Source organism: Marinobacter metalliresistant, from assembly GCF_038098645.1.
Taxonomy (GTDB): domain Bacteria; phylum Pseudomonadota; class Gammaproteobacteria; order Pseudomonadales; family Oleiphilaceae; genus Marinobacter; species Marinobacter metalliresistant.
The window spans coordinates 2964495-2978521 of the sequence record NZ_CP101118.1 but is presented as its reverse complement, the minus strand read 5'-3'; the positions used below and the strand labels follow the sequence as shown (position 1 = coordinate 2978521).

Annotated in this window: 13 protein-coding genes; 12 read left to right on the top strand and 1 reads right to left on the bottom strand. The window is 60.3% G+C overall.

The genetic code is table 11. The annotated features are described in order from the left end of the window. The first annotated feature begins 30 nt into the window (after positions 1 to 30). Together NLK58_RS13920 and NLK58_RS13915 are read left to right on the top strand one after the other, a co-directional pair. On the top strand, positions 31 to 999 hold the full coding sequence (locus NLK58_RS13920; protein WP_117619027.1) for a DMT family transporter: 969 nt from the start codon (positions 31 to 33) through the stop codon (positions 997 to 999). Beyond that, positions 992 to 1534, top strand: coding sequence for a carbohydrate-binding protein (locus NLK58_RS13915; protein WP_117619026.1), 543 nt, complete (start codon positions 992 to 994; stop codon positions 1532 to 1534). The genes NLK58_RS13920 and NLK58_RS13915 overlap by 8 nt, the downstream gene beginning before the upstream one ends. On the opposite strand, the gene NLK58_RS13910 is transcribed toward NLK58_RS13915, so the two are convergent. Further along, a complete protein-coding gene (locus tag NLK58_RS13910; RefSeq protein WP_341581028.1) occupies positions 1528 to 2733 on the bottom strand; it encodes a PatB family C-S lyase in 1206 nt (401 codons plus the stop codon). The genes NLK58_RS13915 and NLK58_RS13910 overlap by 7 nt on opposite strands. A gap of 203 nt (positions 2734 to 2936) precedes the next feature. Here NLK58_RS13910 and NLK58_RS13905 point away from each other — a divergent pair, with 203 nt between their 5' ends. The 10 genes from NLK58_RS13905 to NLK58_RS13860 all read left to right on the top strand — a co-directional run bounded on the left by NLK58_RS13905 (position 2937) and on the right by NLK58_RS13860 (position 14022). After that, positions 2937 to 3824, top strand: coding sequence for an AEC family transporter (locus NLK58_RS13905; protein ID WP_341581026.1), 888 nt, complete (start codon positions 2937 to 2939; stop codon positions 3822 to 3824). A 42-nt stretch (positions 3825 to 3866) separates the two neighbouring features. Continuing rightward, on the top strand, positions 3867 to 4757 hold the full coding sequence (locus tag NLK58_RS13900) for a prenyltransferase (protein WP_341581025.1): 891 nt from the start codon (positions 3867 to 3869) through the stop codon (positions 4755 to 4757). Positions 4758 to 4875: 118 nt separating this feature from the next. Next, positions 4876 to 7377: an acyl-CoA dehydrogenase gene (locus NLK58_RS13895; RefSeq protein ID WP_341581024.1), complete on the top strand. Its 2502-nt coding sequence runs from the start codon at positions 4876 to 4878 to the stop codon at positions 7375 to 7377. A gap of 214 nt (positions 7378 to 7591) precedes the next feature. Beyond that, entirely contained in the window at positions 7592 to 8362 is a 771-nt protein-coding gene (locus NLK58_RS13890; protein ID WP_117619021.1) for an ABC transporter ATP-binding protein, read from the top strand. Then, positions 8359 to 9342: an ABC transporter substrate-binding protein gene (locus tag NLK58_RS13885; RefSeq protein WP_341581023.1), complete on the top strand. Its 984-nt coding sequence runs from the start codon at positions 8359 to 8361 to the stop codon at positions 9340 to 9342. The genes NLK58_RS13890 and NLK58_RS13885 overlap by 4 nt, the downstream gene beginning before the upstream one ends. A 2-nt stretch (positions 9343 to 9344) precedes the next feature. Next, on the top strand, positions 9345 to 10115 hold the full coding sequence (locus tag NLK58_RS13880; RefSeq protein WP_117619019.1) for an ABC transporter permease: 771 nt from the start codon (positions 9345 to 9347) through the stop codon (positions 10113 to 10115). A 191-nt stretch (positions 10116 to 10306) separates the two neighbouring features. Then, complete coding sequence (locus NLK58_RS13875; RefSeq protein WP_205422204.1) at positions 10307 to 11095, top strand: ABC transporter ATP-binding protein; 789 nt, start codon at positions 10307 to 10309, stop codon at positions 11093 to 11095. Continuing rightward, positions 11085 to 11804, top strand: coding sequence for an ABC transporter ATP-binding protein (locus tag NLK58_RS13870; RefSeq protein ID WP_341581022.1), 720 nt, complete (start codon positions 11085 to 11087; stop codon positions 11802 to 11804). Before NLK58_RS13875 ends, NLK58_RS13870 begins: the two co-directional genes overlap by 11 nt. Positions 11805 to 11868: 64 nt before the next feature. Beyond that, positions 11869 to 13086 (top strand): ABC transporter substrate-binding protein, encoded by a 1218-nt coding sequence (locus NLK58_RS13865; protein ID WP_341581021.1) that lies wholly within the window; start codon positions 11869 to 11871, stop codon positions 13084 to 13086. Positions 13087 to 13131: 45 nt separating this feature from the next. Next, a complete protein-coding gene (locus NLK58_RS13860) occupies positions 13132 to 14022 on the top strand; it encodes a branched-chain amino acid ABC transporter permease (RefSeq protein WP_162893788.1) in 891 nt (296 codons plus the stop codon). Positions 14023 to 14027 lie beyond the last annotated feature (5 nt).

Sequence of the window (14027 nt, the reverse complement as noted above, 5' to 3'; positions counted from 1 at the left end):
TCGGCCAGTACCCAACCAACAGGAGCGTGTGTGTCTGCGGAAAGCGCCGGAATCTTGCCCCGAACTCCAGGGCTGGCCTACGTTGGTCTGGTCCTGACGCCTCTGTTCTGGGCCGGCAATGCCGTTGTCGCCCGGGGCACGGTTGAGAACATCCCGCCCCTGTCCATGTCCTTCTGGCGCTGGATCATTGCACTCGCCATTCTGTTGCCCTTCGGGTTTCCGGGTGTCTGGCGCCACCGCCAGGTTATTCGCCAGCGTTTCGGGTCCATGCTTGCCCTGGCGACCTTCAGCGTGGCGGCCTTCAACTCGTTACTCTACTTCGCGGCGACCACCACCACGGCCACCAACATCGCCCTGATCAACGCCACCATTCCGATCTTCGTGGCACTGCTGGCCTGGATTCTGCTCGGCGACCGGACCCGCCCCATCCAGGCCCTCGGTATCGCCCTGGCCATCATCGGGATTATCACCGTAGTGGCCCGGGGCGACATTGCGGTACTCACCGGCCTGCAGGCGCAGCCGGGGGACCTGATCATGGTGGCGGCGGTCTTCAGTTGGGGGCTGTTTTCGGTCCTGCTGCGACGCCAGGCGGTGCCGCTGCCGGCCCTGACCTTTCTGACTACCCAGATACTTCTGGGTACCCTGGTGATACTGCCTTTTTACCTGACCGATCTGTTTTTCTTCGCAGGTGGTTTCGATCTGTCGCGGGACACAGCCCTGCCCCTGCTGTATTTCGCCATTTTCCCGGGCATTCTGGCCTACGGTTTCTGGAATCACGGTGTGCATAAAATCGGCCCGGCCCGGGCGGCCATCTTCATGTACCTGACGCCGGTCTTCGCCTCCGTGCTGGCGGGTGTCTTTCTGGGGGAGTCCCTCGGGGTGTTTCATATCATCGGTGGTCTGCTGATTCTCGCCGGACTGCTACTGGCAACTCAGACCGGCAAACGTGCGAACTACCGGATCAAAGAACAGCAAGCAAAAGGAGACAACCATGACTGAATCCATCCGACGCTTTCGCAGCCTTCTCTTTCTGGTGCTGCTGATGCCTGGCCTCTCACTTCCGGCTGCCGCTAAGCCCTGTGATCCGGAGCAGGCCAAGTGGGTGCCTACCCGCTACTACCCGGCAGGCACTGTGGTATTTCATCAGGGAAACTGGTTTGAATCCCGTGAACTGCACGAAGGGCAGGAACCGGGAACGGCATTTAACTGGAAGCGGCTCGATTCGGTTCCGGACTGTGGCGCCAAAAGCGACAACGCCGGCGGCAAGTCCGGCGCCCGCGTCGACACTGATGCAAGCATGTCAGAAACCGGCAACAGTGAGCGGTCGACTGCCCAGAGCCGTAACCCGGCTCAGGAGCCGTGCGAACAACCCGAGCCATGGCTGTTCTCCCGAAGTTACACCGTCGGCAGCCTGACCCGCCACGGAGGCAAGATCTGGGAGGCAATCCGGCCCACCAGTGGCGACCTGCCCGGCATAGCCGAACCACCCCACTGGAAACCGGTGCAAAATCACTGCTCCATGAAGGATCAGTGATCCGGTCCGAGGTTCCCGAGTGCGGTTTCGATTCGATCAAGAACCTCTTCAAGCACGGCTCTGGGGCAGCCGATGTTGAGCCGCATGAAGCCGCTGCCCTGATCACCAAACGATACCCCGGGATTCATGCCGATACCGGCGTCCCGGACAAAAAACCGCTTCAGGCCGGCATCGTCCAGATCCAGCCCGCGGCAATCCAGCCACATCAGGTAGGTTCCCTCGGGAGCCGATACCCGAATGCCCGGCAGCCGTTGGCTGACCGCCTCCACCACATAATCCCGGTTTGCCTGAAGGTATGCCATCAGATCATCCAGCCAGGGACCGCCGTGGCGATAACCGGCTTCGAAGCCGGCGATGCTGAACGGGTTGCACTGGGGCAGATGCATGGACGCGAACACGGCTTTCATGGCGCTGCGCCGGTCCGAATCGGGGATCACCAGCGCGGACAGCCCCAGGCCGGGCATATTGAAAGTCTTGCTGGGTGCCACCGCCATCACCAGGGCATCCTCCGGCCCGGCCAGGTTGGCCAACATGGTGTGGCGGGGCTTGTCCCGATAGGTCAGGTCGCAGTGAATCTCATCCGAGACCACCACCAGCTGGTGCCGTCGGGCAATGGCGAGCACGGCCCTGAGCTCGTCATCAGACCAAACCCGCCCAACCGGGTTGTGGGGTGAACACAGCAACAGGATACGGGCATCCGGTCGCGCGGCGCACTGTTCAAGGTGGTCCAGATCCATCCGGTAATGGCCGGGGTCACCGGTGTCAGGGTCTTCCGGCACCAGGGGGTTCTCGATCACCTTCCGGCCACTGTGCCGGATCGAACTGAAAAACGGCGGATACACCGGTGGCTGGATGATGACACCCTCGCCCGGCCCGGCATAGGCCATGCAAGCCGCGTTCAGGGACGGGACCACACCGGGCGCCATCAGGATCCATTGCCGTTGGATCTGCCAGCCGTGTCGGTCGGCGAACCAGTCGATCATGGACCGATAAAGACTGTCCGGAAACAGGGTATAACCATACACCGGGTGTGTAGCCCGCTCGCTGAGCGCCCGGGTAACAGCCTCAGGAGCGGCAAAATCCATGTCGGCAACCCACACCGGAATAACGTCATCGCGGCCAAACACCGCCCTTCGGGCATCAAATTTGACCGAACAGGTGTGTTCCCGGAAAACAGGCTGATCAAAGGGACTGGACACAGGGACTCTCCGCAGCAGATTAAGAATCTCAGGCCGGTATTCTGGTGGGCCTGGCCGGCCACCGCAACCTGGTCCGCTCACACCATATTGCCTCCGGCTTTGGTCGAACGTTTGCGATTAATGCTTGCCCAACCGGCTCGATACTTGCGAACCTAACGGATTATTCATTCACTATCTCTCTTACGCCTGTCGGAGCCTGTTCAATGATCGGCCAGATTCTGTCCACCATGTTGCCGGTTTTCCTGATCGCCGGTTGCGGTGCCCTTTATGGCCGTTACCGCACCCCGGATATCCAGGGACTCAACGTTCTCAACATGGAGCTGTTCGTGCCCATGCTGGTGTTTGCGGTGCTGGCGGACCAGAAGGCCCCCCTGCAGGACTATGCCCAGCTGGCGCTGGCGGCCACGGTGGTGGTGCTTGGTTCGGGTATCGTGCTGTATCCGCTGGCAAAGGTTCTGAAGCTGAACCTGAAAACCTTCCTGCCTCCCATGATGTTCAACAATTCCGGCAACATGGGCATTCCCCTACTGGTGCTGGCCTTTGGTGACGGGGCCCTGCCAGCGGCAATTGTGCTGTTCATCGTGGAAATGCTGCTGCACTTCTCTGTCGGTCTGTACATACTGGACCACCATGCCTCCATTGTGAAACGCCTGAAACTGCCGATTGTGCTCGCCAGTGTTGCCGGGCTCTCGGTGAATCTTGCTGCCGTTCCTCTACCGGAATGGCTGCTGGAGACACTGAACATGCTTGGTGGTGTCAGCATTCCGCTGATGCTGTTTGCTCTGGGCGTCCGCATGCTGGATGTGGATTTCAGCGACTGGAAACTGGGCATGCTCGGTGCAATCGCCTGCCCGGCCAGTGGCCTGCTGCTGGCCTGGCCCATGATCGCCATCCTCGACCTGCCGGGGATGCAGGTCGCGGCGCTGTGGGTATTCGCCGCCCTGCCGCCGGCGGTACTGAACTACATAGTGGCAGAACAGTATCGCCAGGAGCCACATAAGGTGGCTTCACTGGTATTATTGAGCAATCTTGGTAGTCTCGTTGTGATGCCCGTGGTGCTCGGGCTGGTATTCGCAGCCGGTTACATCTGACCACCGGATCAAGTCAGCCCTGTTTCGTTGAGGAAGGACCCCATGTCTGAAACCGTCGCGGTGGTGCGTGCCGCCCGCCCCAACTTTCTGGTGCTCGCCCCCCTGTGTGCGGGCCTCGGTGTGGCATTGGCCTGGCAACAGGGCGAGCCACCGGCGTTACTGGATACCTTTCTGGTTCTGGTCGGCGCCCTGCTCGCCCACGCGGCGGTCAACCTGCTCAATGAATACGAGGACTTTGTTTCCGGGCTGGACCTGATCACCCGGCGCACGCCCTTTTCCGGCGGCAGCGGGGCGCTTCCGGAGGTTCCCGCCGCCGCAAAACGTGTGTTGCTGGCGGCCCTCGGCACGCTCGCCTTGGTGGTGGCCATCGGCCTGTACTTTCTCTGGCTCCGGGGGCTGCCCATGCTGGTGCTCGGGGCCGCGGGCGTGGTGCTGGTACTGACTTACACCCGCTGGATTACCCGCTCGCCCATCCTCTGCCTGCTGGCCCCGGGGCTTGGATTCGGGCCGGTGATGATACTGGGCAGCCTGATTGCCCTGGGTGCCCGCATCGACGCTGCAGCCATTGCAGTGTCCGCCATCAGCTTGCTGCTGGTCAGCGAGCTACTGCTGATCAATCAGATACCGGATGCCGAAGCAGACCGGAAAGTCGGGCGCCGACACCTGGTGATAACCCTGGGCCAGCCTGCCGCTGCCCGACTGGTGGGCATTCTGCTGCTGGGAAGTTACGGCGTTCTGGGGGCCGGCATACTGGTAGGCTGGTTGCCGGTATGGGCCACCATCGCGCTCGCTCCGGCGCCCGCAGCTCTGTGGGTCAGCCTCAGGCTGCCGGGCGCCCTGGCGGACCCTCCGCGGCTTAATTCTGTTCTTGGAATGAACGTGGCGGTGCTGCTGACCACTCTGGCGTTACTGATTTTTGGCCTCAGCTTTTAAGGCCGATCATACCAACCAAGCCCTGCACCCGCCGGCTCTCCTTGCAACTGCAGGGACTTTGACCGATGGTTAGAAGCACAATCTGGCTGATTGCATTCACGATACGGAGGTCTGCCCCATGAGTGTTCTTTTCCTGCTGATCAGTGCCCTGATACTGATTTATCTGGGTATCGGCGGCACCACAGCTGCTTTGGTGATGTCCATTGCCACAGTTATCGGTCTGTTTCAGGATGACTGGCACATTCTCAGCATCCTTTTCGGTGGCGCTCTGCTGGCCCTGGCCCTGATTCTGGCGATTCCCGGCGATTTACGGCTCGACAAGCTCAGCCGGCCACTGCTTGGCTGGGTTCGCAGCCGCCTGCCGAAACTCTCGGATACCGAGGCCGAAGCCCTGAAATCCGGCTCGGTGGACTGGGACGGTGAACTCTTCTCCGGCAAGCCCAAATGGAACAAACTGCTGGACGCCAAACCGGCACACCTCACCAGCGACGAGCAGGCCTTTCTGGATGGCCCGGTGGAAAAGCTCTGCGCCATGCTGGACGATTGGAAAATTACCCACGAACAGTACGACCTGCCGGACAAGGTCTGGAAATTCATCCGGGAAAAGGGTTTTTTCGGCCTGGTGATCCCGAAAGAGGACGGTGGCCTGGGTTTCTCCAACACCGCCCACTCGGAAATCGTGATGAAAATCTCCACCCGCAGTGTGTCGGCCGCCGTCACCGTGATGGTGCCCAATTCGCTGGGCCCCGGCGAGCTGCTGATGCACTACGGCACCGATGAGCAGAAAAAGCACTACCTGCCAAGACTGGCCGGTGGCGACGAGATTCCGTGCTTTGCCCTGACCTCGCCGGTGGCCGGCTCCGATGCAGGCGCCATTCCCGACAAGGGCATCGTCTGCAAGGGTGAATGGAACGGCAAGGAAGTACTGGGCCTGAAGGTCACCTGGAACAAGCGCTACATTACCCTGGCACCGGTGGCCACACTGATTGGCCTGGCCATCAAGGTTTATGACCCGGACAAGCTGCTCGGCGATAATGATGAGATCGGTGTGACCTGCGTGCTGGTCCCGCGGGAGACCGAGGGCGTCAATGCCGGCGCCCGCCACCTGCCCATGAACACTGTGTTCATGAACGGGCCAACCTGGGGCAGCGATGTCTTCATTCCCATGGACCAGGTCATCGGCGGCCAGGACATGCTCGGCAAGGGCTGGACCATGCTGCTGGAGTGCCTCTCCATCGGCCGGTCCATCTCCCTGCCCGCCCTGGGCACCGGCGCCGGCAAGGTGGCCAGCCTTGCCACCGGGTCCTACGCTTACACCCGGGAGCAGTTCGGCCGTTCCATCAGCCAGTTTGAGGGCGTACAGGAAGCTCTGGAGCCAATTGCCGGCTACACTTACATGATGGACGCGGCCCGGCTGCTCACTTCCGGTATGCTCGACCGGGGGGGCAGGCCCTCCGTGCCCTCGGCCGTGCTGAAGTACCGCAACACTGACCTGATGCGGGAAGTGATCAACCACGCCATGGATGTTGTGGCGGGCCGGGGCGTGATCACCGGCCCGCGCAATTTCCTGGCCCGGGCCTACCAGGCGGTGCCCATTGGCATCACCGTGGAGGGCGCCAACATCCTCACCCGCAGCCTGATGATCTTCGGCCAGGGCTCCATCCGCTGCCATCCCTTTATCGTGGAGGAAATCGAAGCGGCCGGCATGGAGGATGAAGACAAGGCCGCGAAGACATTCGACGGCATTTTCTACCGCCACCTGGCTCATACCACCCGCAACGCCCTGCGGGCCTTGCTGCTGGGCCTGACCCGGGGCTGGATCGAATCGGTGCCTCGCCAGGGTGATATCAAGCCCTGCTACCGGCAACTGGCCCGGTTCTCAGCCGCGTTCGCACTGATGACGGACGTAACCCTGCTGACGGTAGGTGGCGGCCTGAAGGCCCGGCAACGGCTCTCAGGCCGAATGGCGGACTGCCTGGTACACCTGTACTACGCCACTGCCGTGATCAAACAATGGCACGAGGAGGGCTACCCGGATGACCAGCGGCCACTGGTGGAATGGTGCCTGAAAACCTGCCTGCGGGATCTTCAGGGTTCCATGCGCGAAGCCATCATCAACTTTCCGGTAACGGCCCTGCGCTGGCCACTGCGCCTGCTGGTATTCCCGTTGGGCGCCACCGGGCTCAATGGTCCGGACGACAAACTCGGCGCCAGAGTGGCTGAAAGTATTGTGAAGGACACCCCCGTGCGTCAGCGGATCAGCCGTGGCGCCTACACCACCATGGACCCGGAAGATCCCCTGGGGCGGGTACTCAATGCCTACAGACTGGCCAACGAGACCGCAGAGATGCGCAGCCGGCTGCATGAAGCAATCCGCAACCGGAACGAAGACGAACTGGATGGCATCGCCCTGCTGATGGGCCACGAACGCAAGGAACTGGTGGACTGGGCCTGCGCCGAGGGCGTCGTCAAGGCGGACGAATGCGACAAGCTGCTGGAGGCGCTGACCGCACTCTACGACGTTATCCGTGTGGATGCCTTCGATGGTGATGGCCTTAAGGCCCTGTCCCGTTGTGCCAAGGGCAAACGCAAGGTCGTTGAGCGACCCGCCCGGGAGTGAGTCCAGTCTCTGCCCGCCGGGCCGCTCTCACAGCCCGGCCACTTCACTCTGATCTTATCTCCTTGCAGAACTGGCGCAATTCCCCAGCCGGGATTCCCCGTCAGTGTCCTCGAATAGGTAAAAGTGCATAATCCACTTTTATACAACGCTTCGTAGTTATAAAATAGAGATTGTTTATTCTTTTTTAGAATATAAACATATTCTGGCGGGTTATATGGAACTCCATTTCGACCAGGTGACCAAAAGCTTTGGCGACCTGAACGTGATCAAACAGTTCGACACCACCATCCAAACCGGAGAAATAGTGGCGCTCGTTGGCCCGTCCGGCTGCGGCAAGTCCACCCTGCTGCACATGGTCGCGGGCTTGCAGGGTGCCTCTACCGGCACCCTGACGGCCGATGGCAAAAGTGTCTCGAACCCCTCACCGGAGCGGACCCTGGTGTTTCAGGAACACGCTCTCTACCCGTGGATGACGCTGCTCGAGAACGTGGCTCTGGCCCTGGAATTCCAGAACCAGCCAAAGCAGGCCGCCCGGGAAGATGCCCACAAATGGCTGGGCCGGGTAAAACTCACCGGTTTCGAGGACTATTACCCGCACCAGGTGTCCGGTGGCATGCGCCAGCGTTGTGCCCTGGCGCGGGCCTTCATTGCCCGGCCCCAGGTGCTGCTGCTGGATGAACCGTTTGGCGCCCTCGATGCCCTCACACGAATGACCCTGCAAAGCGTGCTGAAAGACCTGATCGAGGAAGAGCGTCCGACGGTGGTCCTGGTCACCCACGATGTCGACGAAGCCCTGTACCTGGCCGACCGGGTGCTGGTGTTCAGCAACCGCCCAGCCGTTGTGCTCAAGGAAATTACCCTGGGCCACATTCCCAAAACCCACGACCTGTCAGCATTCGCCGATATCCGTCGCGACGTTCTGAACCTGCTCGGTATCGACACCGACACAACCTCAACCCCTGTTGAGAAAGGAGAAACTGTATGATTCGCTGGTTAGTTACGGCTGCCCTGGCACTGGTGATCGCCAGTCCGGTTAATGCGGCAGAAGAATTCCGGGTCGGTTACGTCCGGGTTATGGACGATGCCCAGGCCATGCTGGCCTATGAGGCCGGGCTGTATGAGAAGTACGGCCTGGATGCCAGACTGATCGAATTCAGCTCCGGCACCGACCTGATCAAGGGCATCGTGGGCGGCCAGCTCGACATCGGTGTGCTTGGCTTCTCCAACGCCTTTACCTGGGCGTCCCGCGGGGCGGACCTGAAAATCGTTGGTGGCGCCCAGCGCGGCTACCACTCCCTGCTGGTGCGTGACGATTCCGGCATTGAATCGGTGGCGGACCTGAAAGGCAAAAACCTGGCTTCCCAGAAGCAGGGCAGCACCGCCGACATCGTGCTCAAAGGCGTGATGCTCGACAACGCCGGCCTTCAGCCCGGTGATCTGAACATCATGGGTGTGGCACCGGCTGTCGCCGTTCAGTCCCTGGTTGGTGGCCGGGTGGATGCGGCCTTCCTGTTCGAACCCTACGACCGTATCGCCCGGCTGGTGGCGCCGGTCAAGCAGATCTATGAAATCGGCGAAGTCTGGCCGTTCCCGTGCATGGTGGTCATCACCTCCGCCGACACCCTGAAGAACCGGAAAGACGTTCTCTGGGCGGCGCTGGATGCCCAGCGCGAGGCCATTGACATGCTTGAAAGCGAGCCCGCGACAGCGGCCCCGCTGATAACCGAGTATTTCATCAAGGATGAGTTCGTCGAATCACGCAACCAGGGCAAGGTTCCTGCCGTGGACGTCATTACCCAGGCCATCCAGACCAATGATTTCAGCGCGAAACTGACTGAGGATGACATCAACCGGATGAAGGAACTGGCCGGCATCATGCAGGCCCAGGGCATTCTTCCGGCAGACAGCGATTTCGACGTTGACTCGCTGCTCGATCTGTCCTGGCAGAAGGCCCGTGAGCTTTAAGCATGAGTACTAATCAAACCGCCGGCGTCGCCAGCAAACGGGCCTATGTGGTCGCCATCGCCGTCATTCTGTTCTTCTGGCAGGTGGCGGCCTGGTTCCTGCCGGACTTCCTGATGCCTGACGTTCCCGCCGCCTTTGTCCGTCTGTGGGAAGAGTTCAACAACCCGACCTTCTGGGAAGGGCTGGGCAACAGCATGACCCGCCTGGGTGCCGGTTACGGCTCCGCAATCGTGCTCGGCATCCTGATCGGGCTGGTGGGCGGCACCCTGAACGCGGTTCGCAGCCCACTGAAAGCCGCCATCATCATTCTGCAGTCGATTCCCTCCATTGCCTGGGTGCCGCTGTTCCTGATCCTGATGGGATTCGGCAACCTGCCGATCATCGTGGTGGTGGCCATTGGTGCCTTTTTCCCCACCGCTCTGAGCGTGATGAACGCCACCGAGAGCGTGGAAAAAGTGCATATCTCCGCCGCCCGGGTGATGGGCGCTTCGAAGCTGCAGATGCTCAAGCGGGTCTATTTCCCGGCGGTGACACCGGAACTGATCACCGGCGCTCAACTGGCCTTCGGCAACGCCTGGCGGGCATTGATTTCCGCCGAAATGATTGTCGGTTTCAGTGCCGGCCTGGGCAAATCCCTGGCCTACTCCGGCGAAATCGCCGACATGACCGGTGTAATGACCAACATTCTGGTAATCGCGGTGCTGGCTGCGGTGATCGACCAGGTCGTCCTCGAACGCATCAAGCACCGGCTGCTGCGTTACCAGTATCTGTAAAACCGGTTTCCGCTCTCCGGGAGGCGCCCTGCCTCCCCTCTTTTCTTGACAGACTCCACACTCCCCGACTATTACTGAATGTCAGTTCAATTGGCAGTATCTGCAACCTTTTCAGAAAAATTTTGAATAACAAATAATAACGAACCTACGGCGCACCCGTCGCCGACTTGAACCGAAAGGGGTGTATTTCCGTGAACGACCAGGCTGCGGGCGAACAGACAACGCCTTCCCCGATCATCCTCGAAACCCGGAATCTGCAAAAGGATTTCAAGGGCTTTACCGCCATCAACAACGTCAGCGTAAAAGTGGAGACGGGGAGCATCCATGCCCTCATTGGCCCCAACGGTGCCGGCAAAACCACTTTTTTCAACCTGCTGACTCAGTTTCTCAGGCCCAGTGCCGGCCAGATCATCTACGACGGTAAAGACATCACCCACTCCCGGCCCGCCGGCATCGCCCAGCAAGGCATGATTCGCTCGTTCCAGATCTCGGCGGTGTTTCCGCACCTGTCTGCCCGAGAAAATGTACGCATTGCCCTGCAGCGCACACTGGGGGTTTCTTACCAGTTCTGGCGTTCCAAGCGGGTGCTGGACCAACTGAATGAAGAAGCCCAGGCAACCCTGGAGCTGGTCGAGCTTGGCGCCTATGCCGACACCAGGGCGGTCGAGCTGCCTTACGGCCAGAAGCGGGCCCTGGAAATTGCCACCACCATTGCCCTGAAGCCCCGGCTGATGCTGCTGGACGAGCCCACCCAGGGCATGAGTTCCGAGGATGTGGGTACGGTCACCGATCTGATCAGACGAGTGGTCGAGGGCCGGACCATTGTGATGGTAGAGCACAACCTGAATGTGGTCGCCACCCTGGCCGACACCATCACCGTGCTTAACCGGGGCGAGGTACTGGCGGAAGGTGATTACGACACCGTATCCACCAACCCAGCCGTGATGGAAGCGTACATGGGGACCACCGATGCCGCCTGATCAACGCCCGGAGTTACTCCGAATCGAGAACCTGCACGCCTGGTACGGCGAGTCCCACATTCTCCACGGCATGAACCTGACCCTGCACGAAGGCGAGGTGATTACGCTGCTGGGCCGTAACGGGTCCGGGCGCACCACCACCCTGAAGGCCATTCTGGGCCTGGTGGGCCGTCGCACCGGTTCTATCAAGATCCATGGCACTGAAATCATCAACATGCCCACACACCGGATTGCCCATGTCGGCAAGCTCGGCTATTGCCCGGAAGAGCGCGGCATTTTTGCTTCACTCAATGTCGACGAAAACCTGGAACTGCCCCCGATGGTCGCCGAGGGTGGCCTGTCGGTGGATGACATCTACACCATGTTCCCGAACCTCAGGGAGCGGCGGAAAAGCCAGGGCTCCAAGCTCTCCGGGGGTGAGCAGCAGATGCTGGCCATTGCCCGCATCCTGCGCACCGGTGCCAACCTGCTGTTGCTGGACGAAATTACCGAGGGGCTTGCTCCGGTGATCCTGAGAGCCCTGGATGATGTCATTCGCAAACTGAGGGAAAAGGGCTTCACAATCATTTTGGTGGAGCAGAATTTCCGCTTTGCCGCGCCTCTGGCCGATCGACACTATGTGATCGAGCATGGTCAGGTGGTAGAGCAGATTGATGCGGCCGATCTCGAGGCCAAAAAAGAGCAGTTGAACAGACACCTGAGTGTCTGAGCCTGTGGGCCTGGACCGCCTTCGCCGGTCCGACCCGGAATCTAATAACAAAAGGATACCCACTATGTTCAAGCACTGGAAACAAGGACTGGTCGGCGCTGTGACTGCAGCAACACTAACTTTGCCGCTAACCGCAGCCGGAGCTTTGTCTGACGACAAGGTCAAAATCGGTGTACTCAGTGACATGTCCGGGGTCTACAAGTCCCTGGAGGGCCCGGGCGCCGTTATCGCGGCCCAAATGGCCATCGAAGACTTCGGTGGCTCGGTTATGGGCAAACCAATCGAAATCATCTCTGCTGATCACCAGAACAAGCCTGACATCGGCGCCAGTACTGCCCGGGAATGGATCGACGCCAAGGAAGTCGACATGATCACCGCCCTCGACAACTCCTCGGTGGCCCTGTCGGTTCAGGGACTGGCCAAGGACAAGAAGATCATCACCATGAACACCGGCGCCGGCACCACGGCCCTCACCGAGGAGCAGTGCACGCCCTACGGCATTCACTATGTCTACGACACCCACGCGTTACCCGTGGGCACGGCCACGGCCATGGTCAAGAACGGCGGTAAGAGCTGGTTTTTTATCACCGCTGACTATGCCTTCGGCCACTCCCTGCGGGACAACACCGGCGCGGTAGTGGAGAGCCTGGGCGGTGAAGTGGTTGGCAACGTCAACGCGCCGCTGTCCACCAACGACTTCTCCTCCTATCTGCTGCAGGCGCAATCATCCGGTGCCGATGTCATCGGGCTTGCCAACGCGGGCCAGGACACCGTGAACGCCATCAAACAGGCCAACCAGTTCAGGATCGTCCAGAGTGGCCAGAAACTGGCTGGCATGCTGGTATTTCTAACCGATGTGCATAGTATGGGTCTCGACATTGCCCAGGGCCTGCAGTTCACCACCGCGTTTGTCTGGAACCAGAACGACGAAACCAAAGCGTGGTCCAATCGATTCAATGAGCGCCATGGTGCCATGCCAACGATGGTCCAGGCGGGTGTCTATTCGGCGGTGACCAACTACCTGAACGCGGTTAAGGAGACCGGAACGGACGATACCGACACGGTTCGCGCCAAGCTGGGGGAAATGACCCTGAACGACATGTTCGTAAAGGGCGGAAAAATCGCGCCCAACGGCTCCATGCTGCACGACATGTACCTGGTGGAAGTGAAGAAACCGTCGGAATCGAAAAGTGAGTGGGACTTGCTGAACGTGGTCTCGAAGATTCCCGCCGACCAGGCCTACATCTCGATGGCAGACACCAAATGTTCGCTGGTTAACTAACACACGGTTTGACCACCACTTAAAGAGGAGATAGCCAACGTGTCGATGCAGGTCATCCTGGCCCAGGCGCTGCTTGGGCTTAATGTCGGTGTGTTCTACGCCATGTTGAGCCTCGGGCTTGCGGTGATATTCGGACTGCTCAATATCATCAACTTTGCCCATGGCGCCATGTACATGCTCGGTGCCTTCATCGCATTGATTGGCTACTCCTTTCTGGAGCAATGGTTTGGTATCAGCGTTCAGATCGGCTTCTGGGCGTCCCTGATTCTGGTGCCCGTGCTGGTCGGGCTGCTGGGGGTTCTCATTGAACGCCTTCTGCTCCGGCGTCTGTACGCTCTGGATCACATCTACGGGCTGCTGCTGACCTTCGGTATCACGCTGATTCTGCAGGGTCTGTTTTCCAACTATTTCAACGTCTCCGGCACCCCCTACCCGGGCCAGCCGGAGAGCCTCAGTGGCGTGGTCAATCTTGGCTTTATGTACTTCCCCACGTACCGCCTGTTTGCCATTGTGTTTTCCCTGGTGGTCTGTTTCCTCACCTGGTGGGTCATCGAACACACCAAGCTCGGGTCCCGGTTGCGGGCCGGCGTAGAAAACCCCGACCTGACCCAGGCCTTCGGCCTGAATGTTCCCCTCATGGTCACCCTGACCTTCGCCTTCGGTGCTGGCCTGGCTGGCCTGGCCGGGGTTCTGGCCGCTCCCATCTACTCCGTCAGCCCGCTGATGGGGGCCGACCTGATCATCGTGGTGTTTGCCGTGGTGGTCATCGGCGGCATGGGCTCGATCATGGGCGCCATCCTCTCCGGCCTGGCCCTGGGCCTGGTTGAAGGGCTGACCAAGGTGTTCTACCCGCCCGCCGCCAGTACCGTGATTTTCTTCCTCATGGTGCTGGTTCTGCTGTTCCGCCCCGCCGGCCTGTTTGGTAAGGAGAAGTAAGCGCC

Excerpts from the sequence above, each read along its gene's own strand:
- NLK58_RS13915 (WP_117619026.1), top strand. The coding sequence starts at position 992 with ATGACTGAATCCATCCGACGCTTTCGCAGCCTTCTCTTTCTGGTGCTG.
- NLK58_RS13905 (WP_341581026.1), top strand. The coding sequence starts at position 2,937 with ATGATCGGCCAGATTCTGTCCACCATGTTGCCGGTTTTCCTGATCGCC.
- NLK58_RS13900 (WP_341581025.1), top strand. The coding sequence starts at position 3,867 with ATGTCTGAAACCGTCGCGGTGGTGCGTGCCGCCCGCCCCAACTTTCTG.
- NLK58_RS13895 (WP_341581024.1), top strand. The coding sequence starts at position 4,876 with ATGAGTGTTCTTTTCCTGCTGATCAGTGCCCTGATACTGATTTATCTG.
- NLK58_RS13890 (WP_117619021.1), top strand. The coding sequence starts at position 7,592 with ATGGAACTCCATTTCGACCAGGTGACCAAAAGCTTTGGCGACCTGAAC.
- NLK58_RS13885 (WP_341581023.1), top strand. The coding sequence starts at position 8,359 with ATGATTCGCTGGTTAGTTACGGCTGCCCTGGCACTGGTGATCGCCAGT.
- NLK58_RS13880 (WP_117619019.1), top strand. The coding sequence starts at position 9,345 with ATGAGTACTAATCAAACCGCCGGCGTCGCCAGCAAACGGGCCTATGTG.
- NLK58_RS13870 (WP_341581022.1), top strand. The coding sequence starts at position 11,085 with ATGCCGCCTGATCAACGCCCGGAGTTACTCCGAATCGAGAACCTGCAC.
- NLK58_RS13865 (WP_341581021.1), top strand. The coding sequence starts at position 11,869 with ATGTTCAAGCACTGGAAACAAGGACTGGTCGGCGCTGTGACTGCAGCA.
- NLK58_RS13860 (WP_162893788.1), top strand. The coding sequence starts at position 13,132 with ATGCAGGTCATCCTGGCCCAGGCGCTGCTTGGGCTTAATGTCGGTGTG.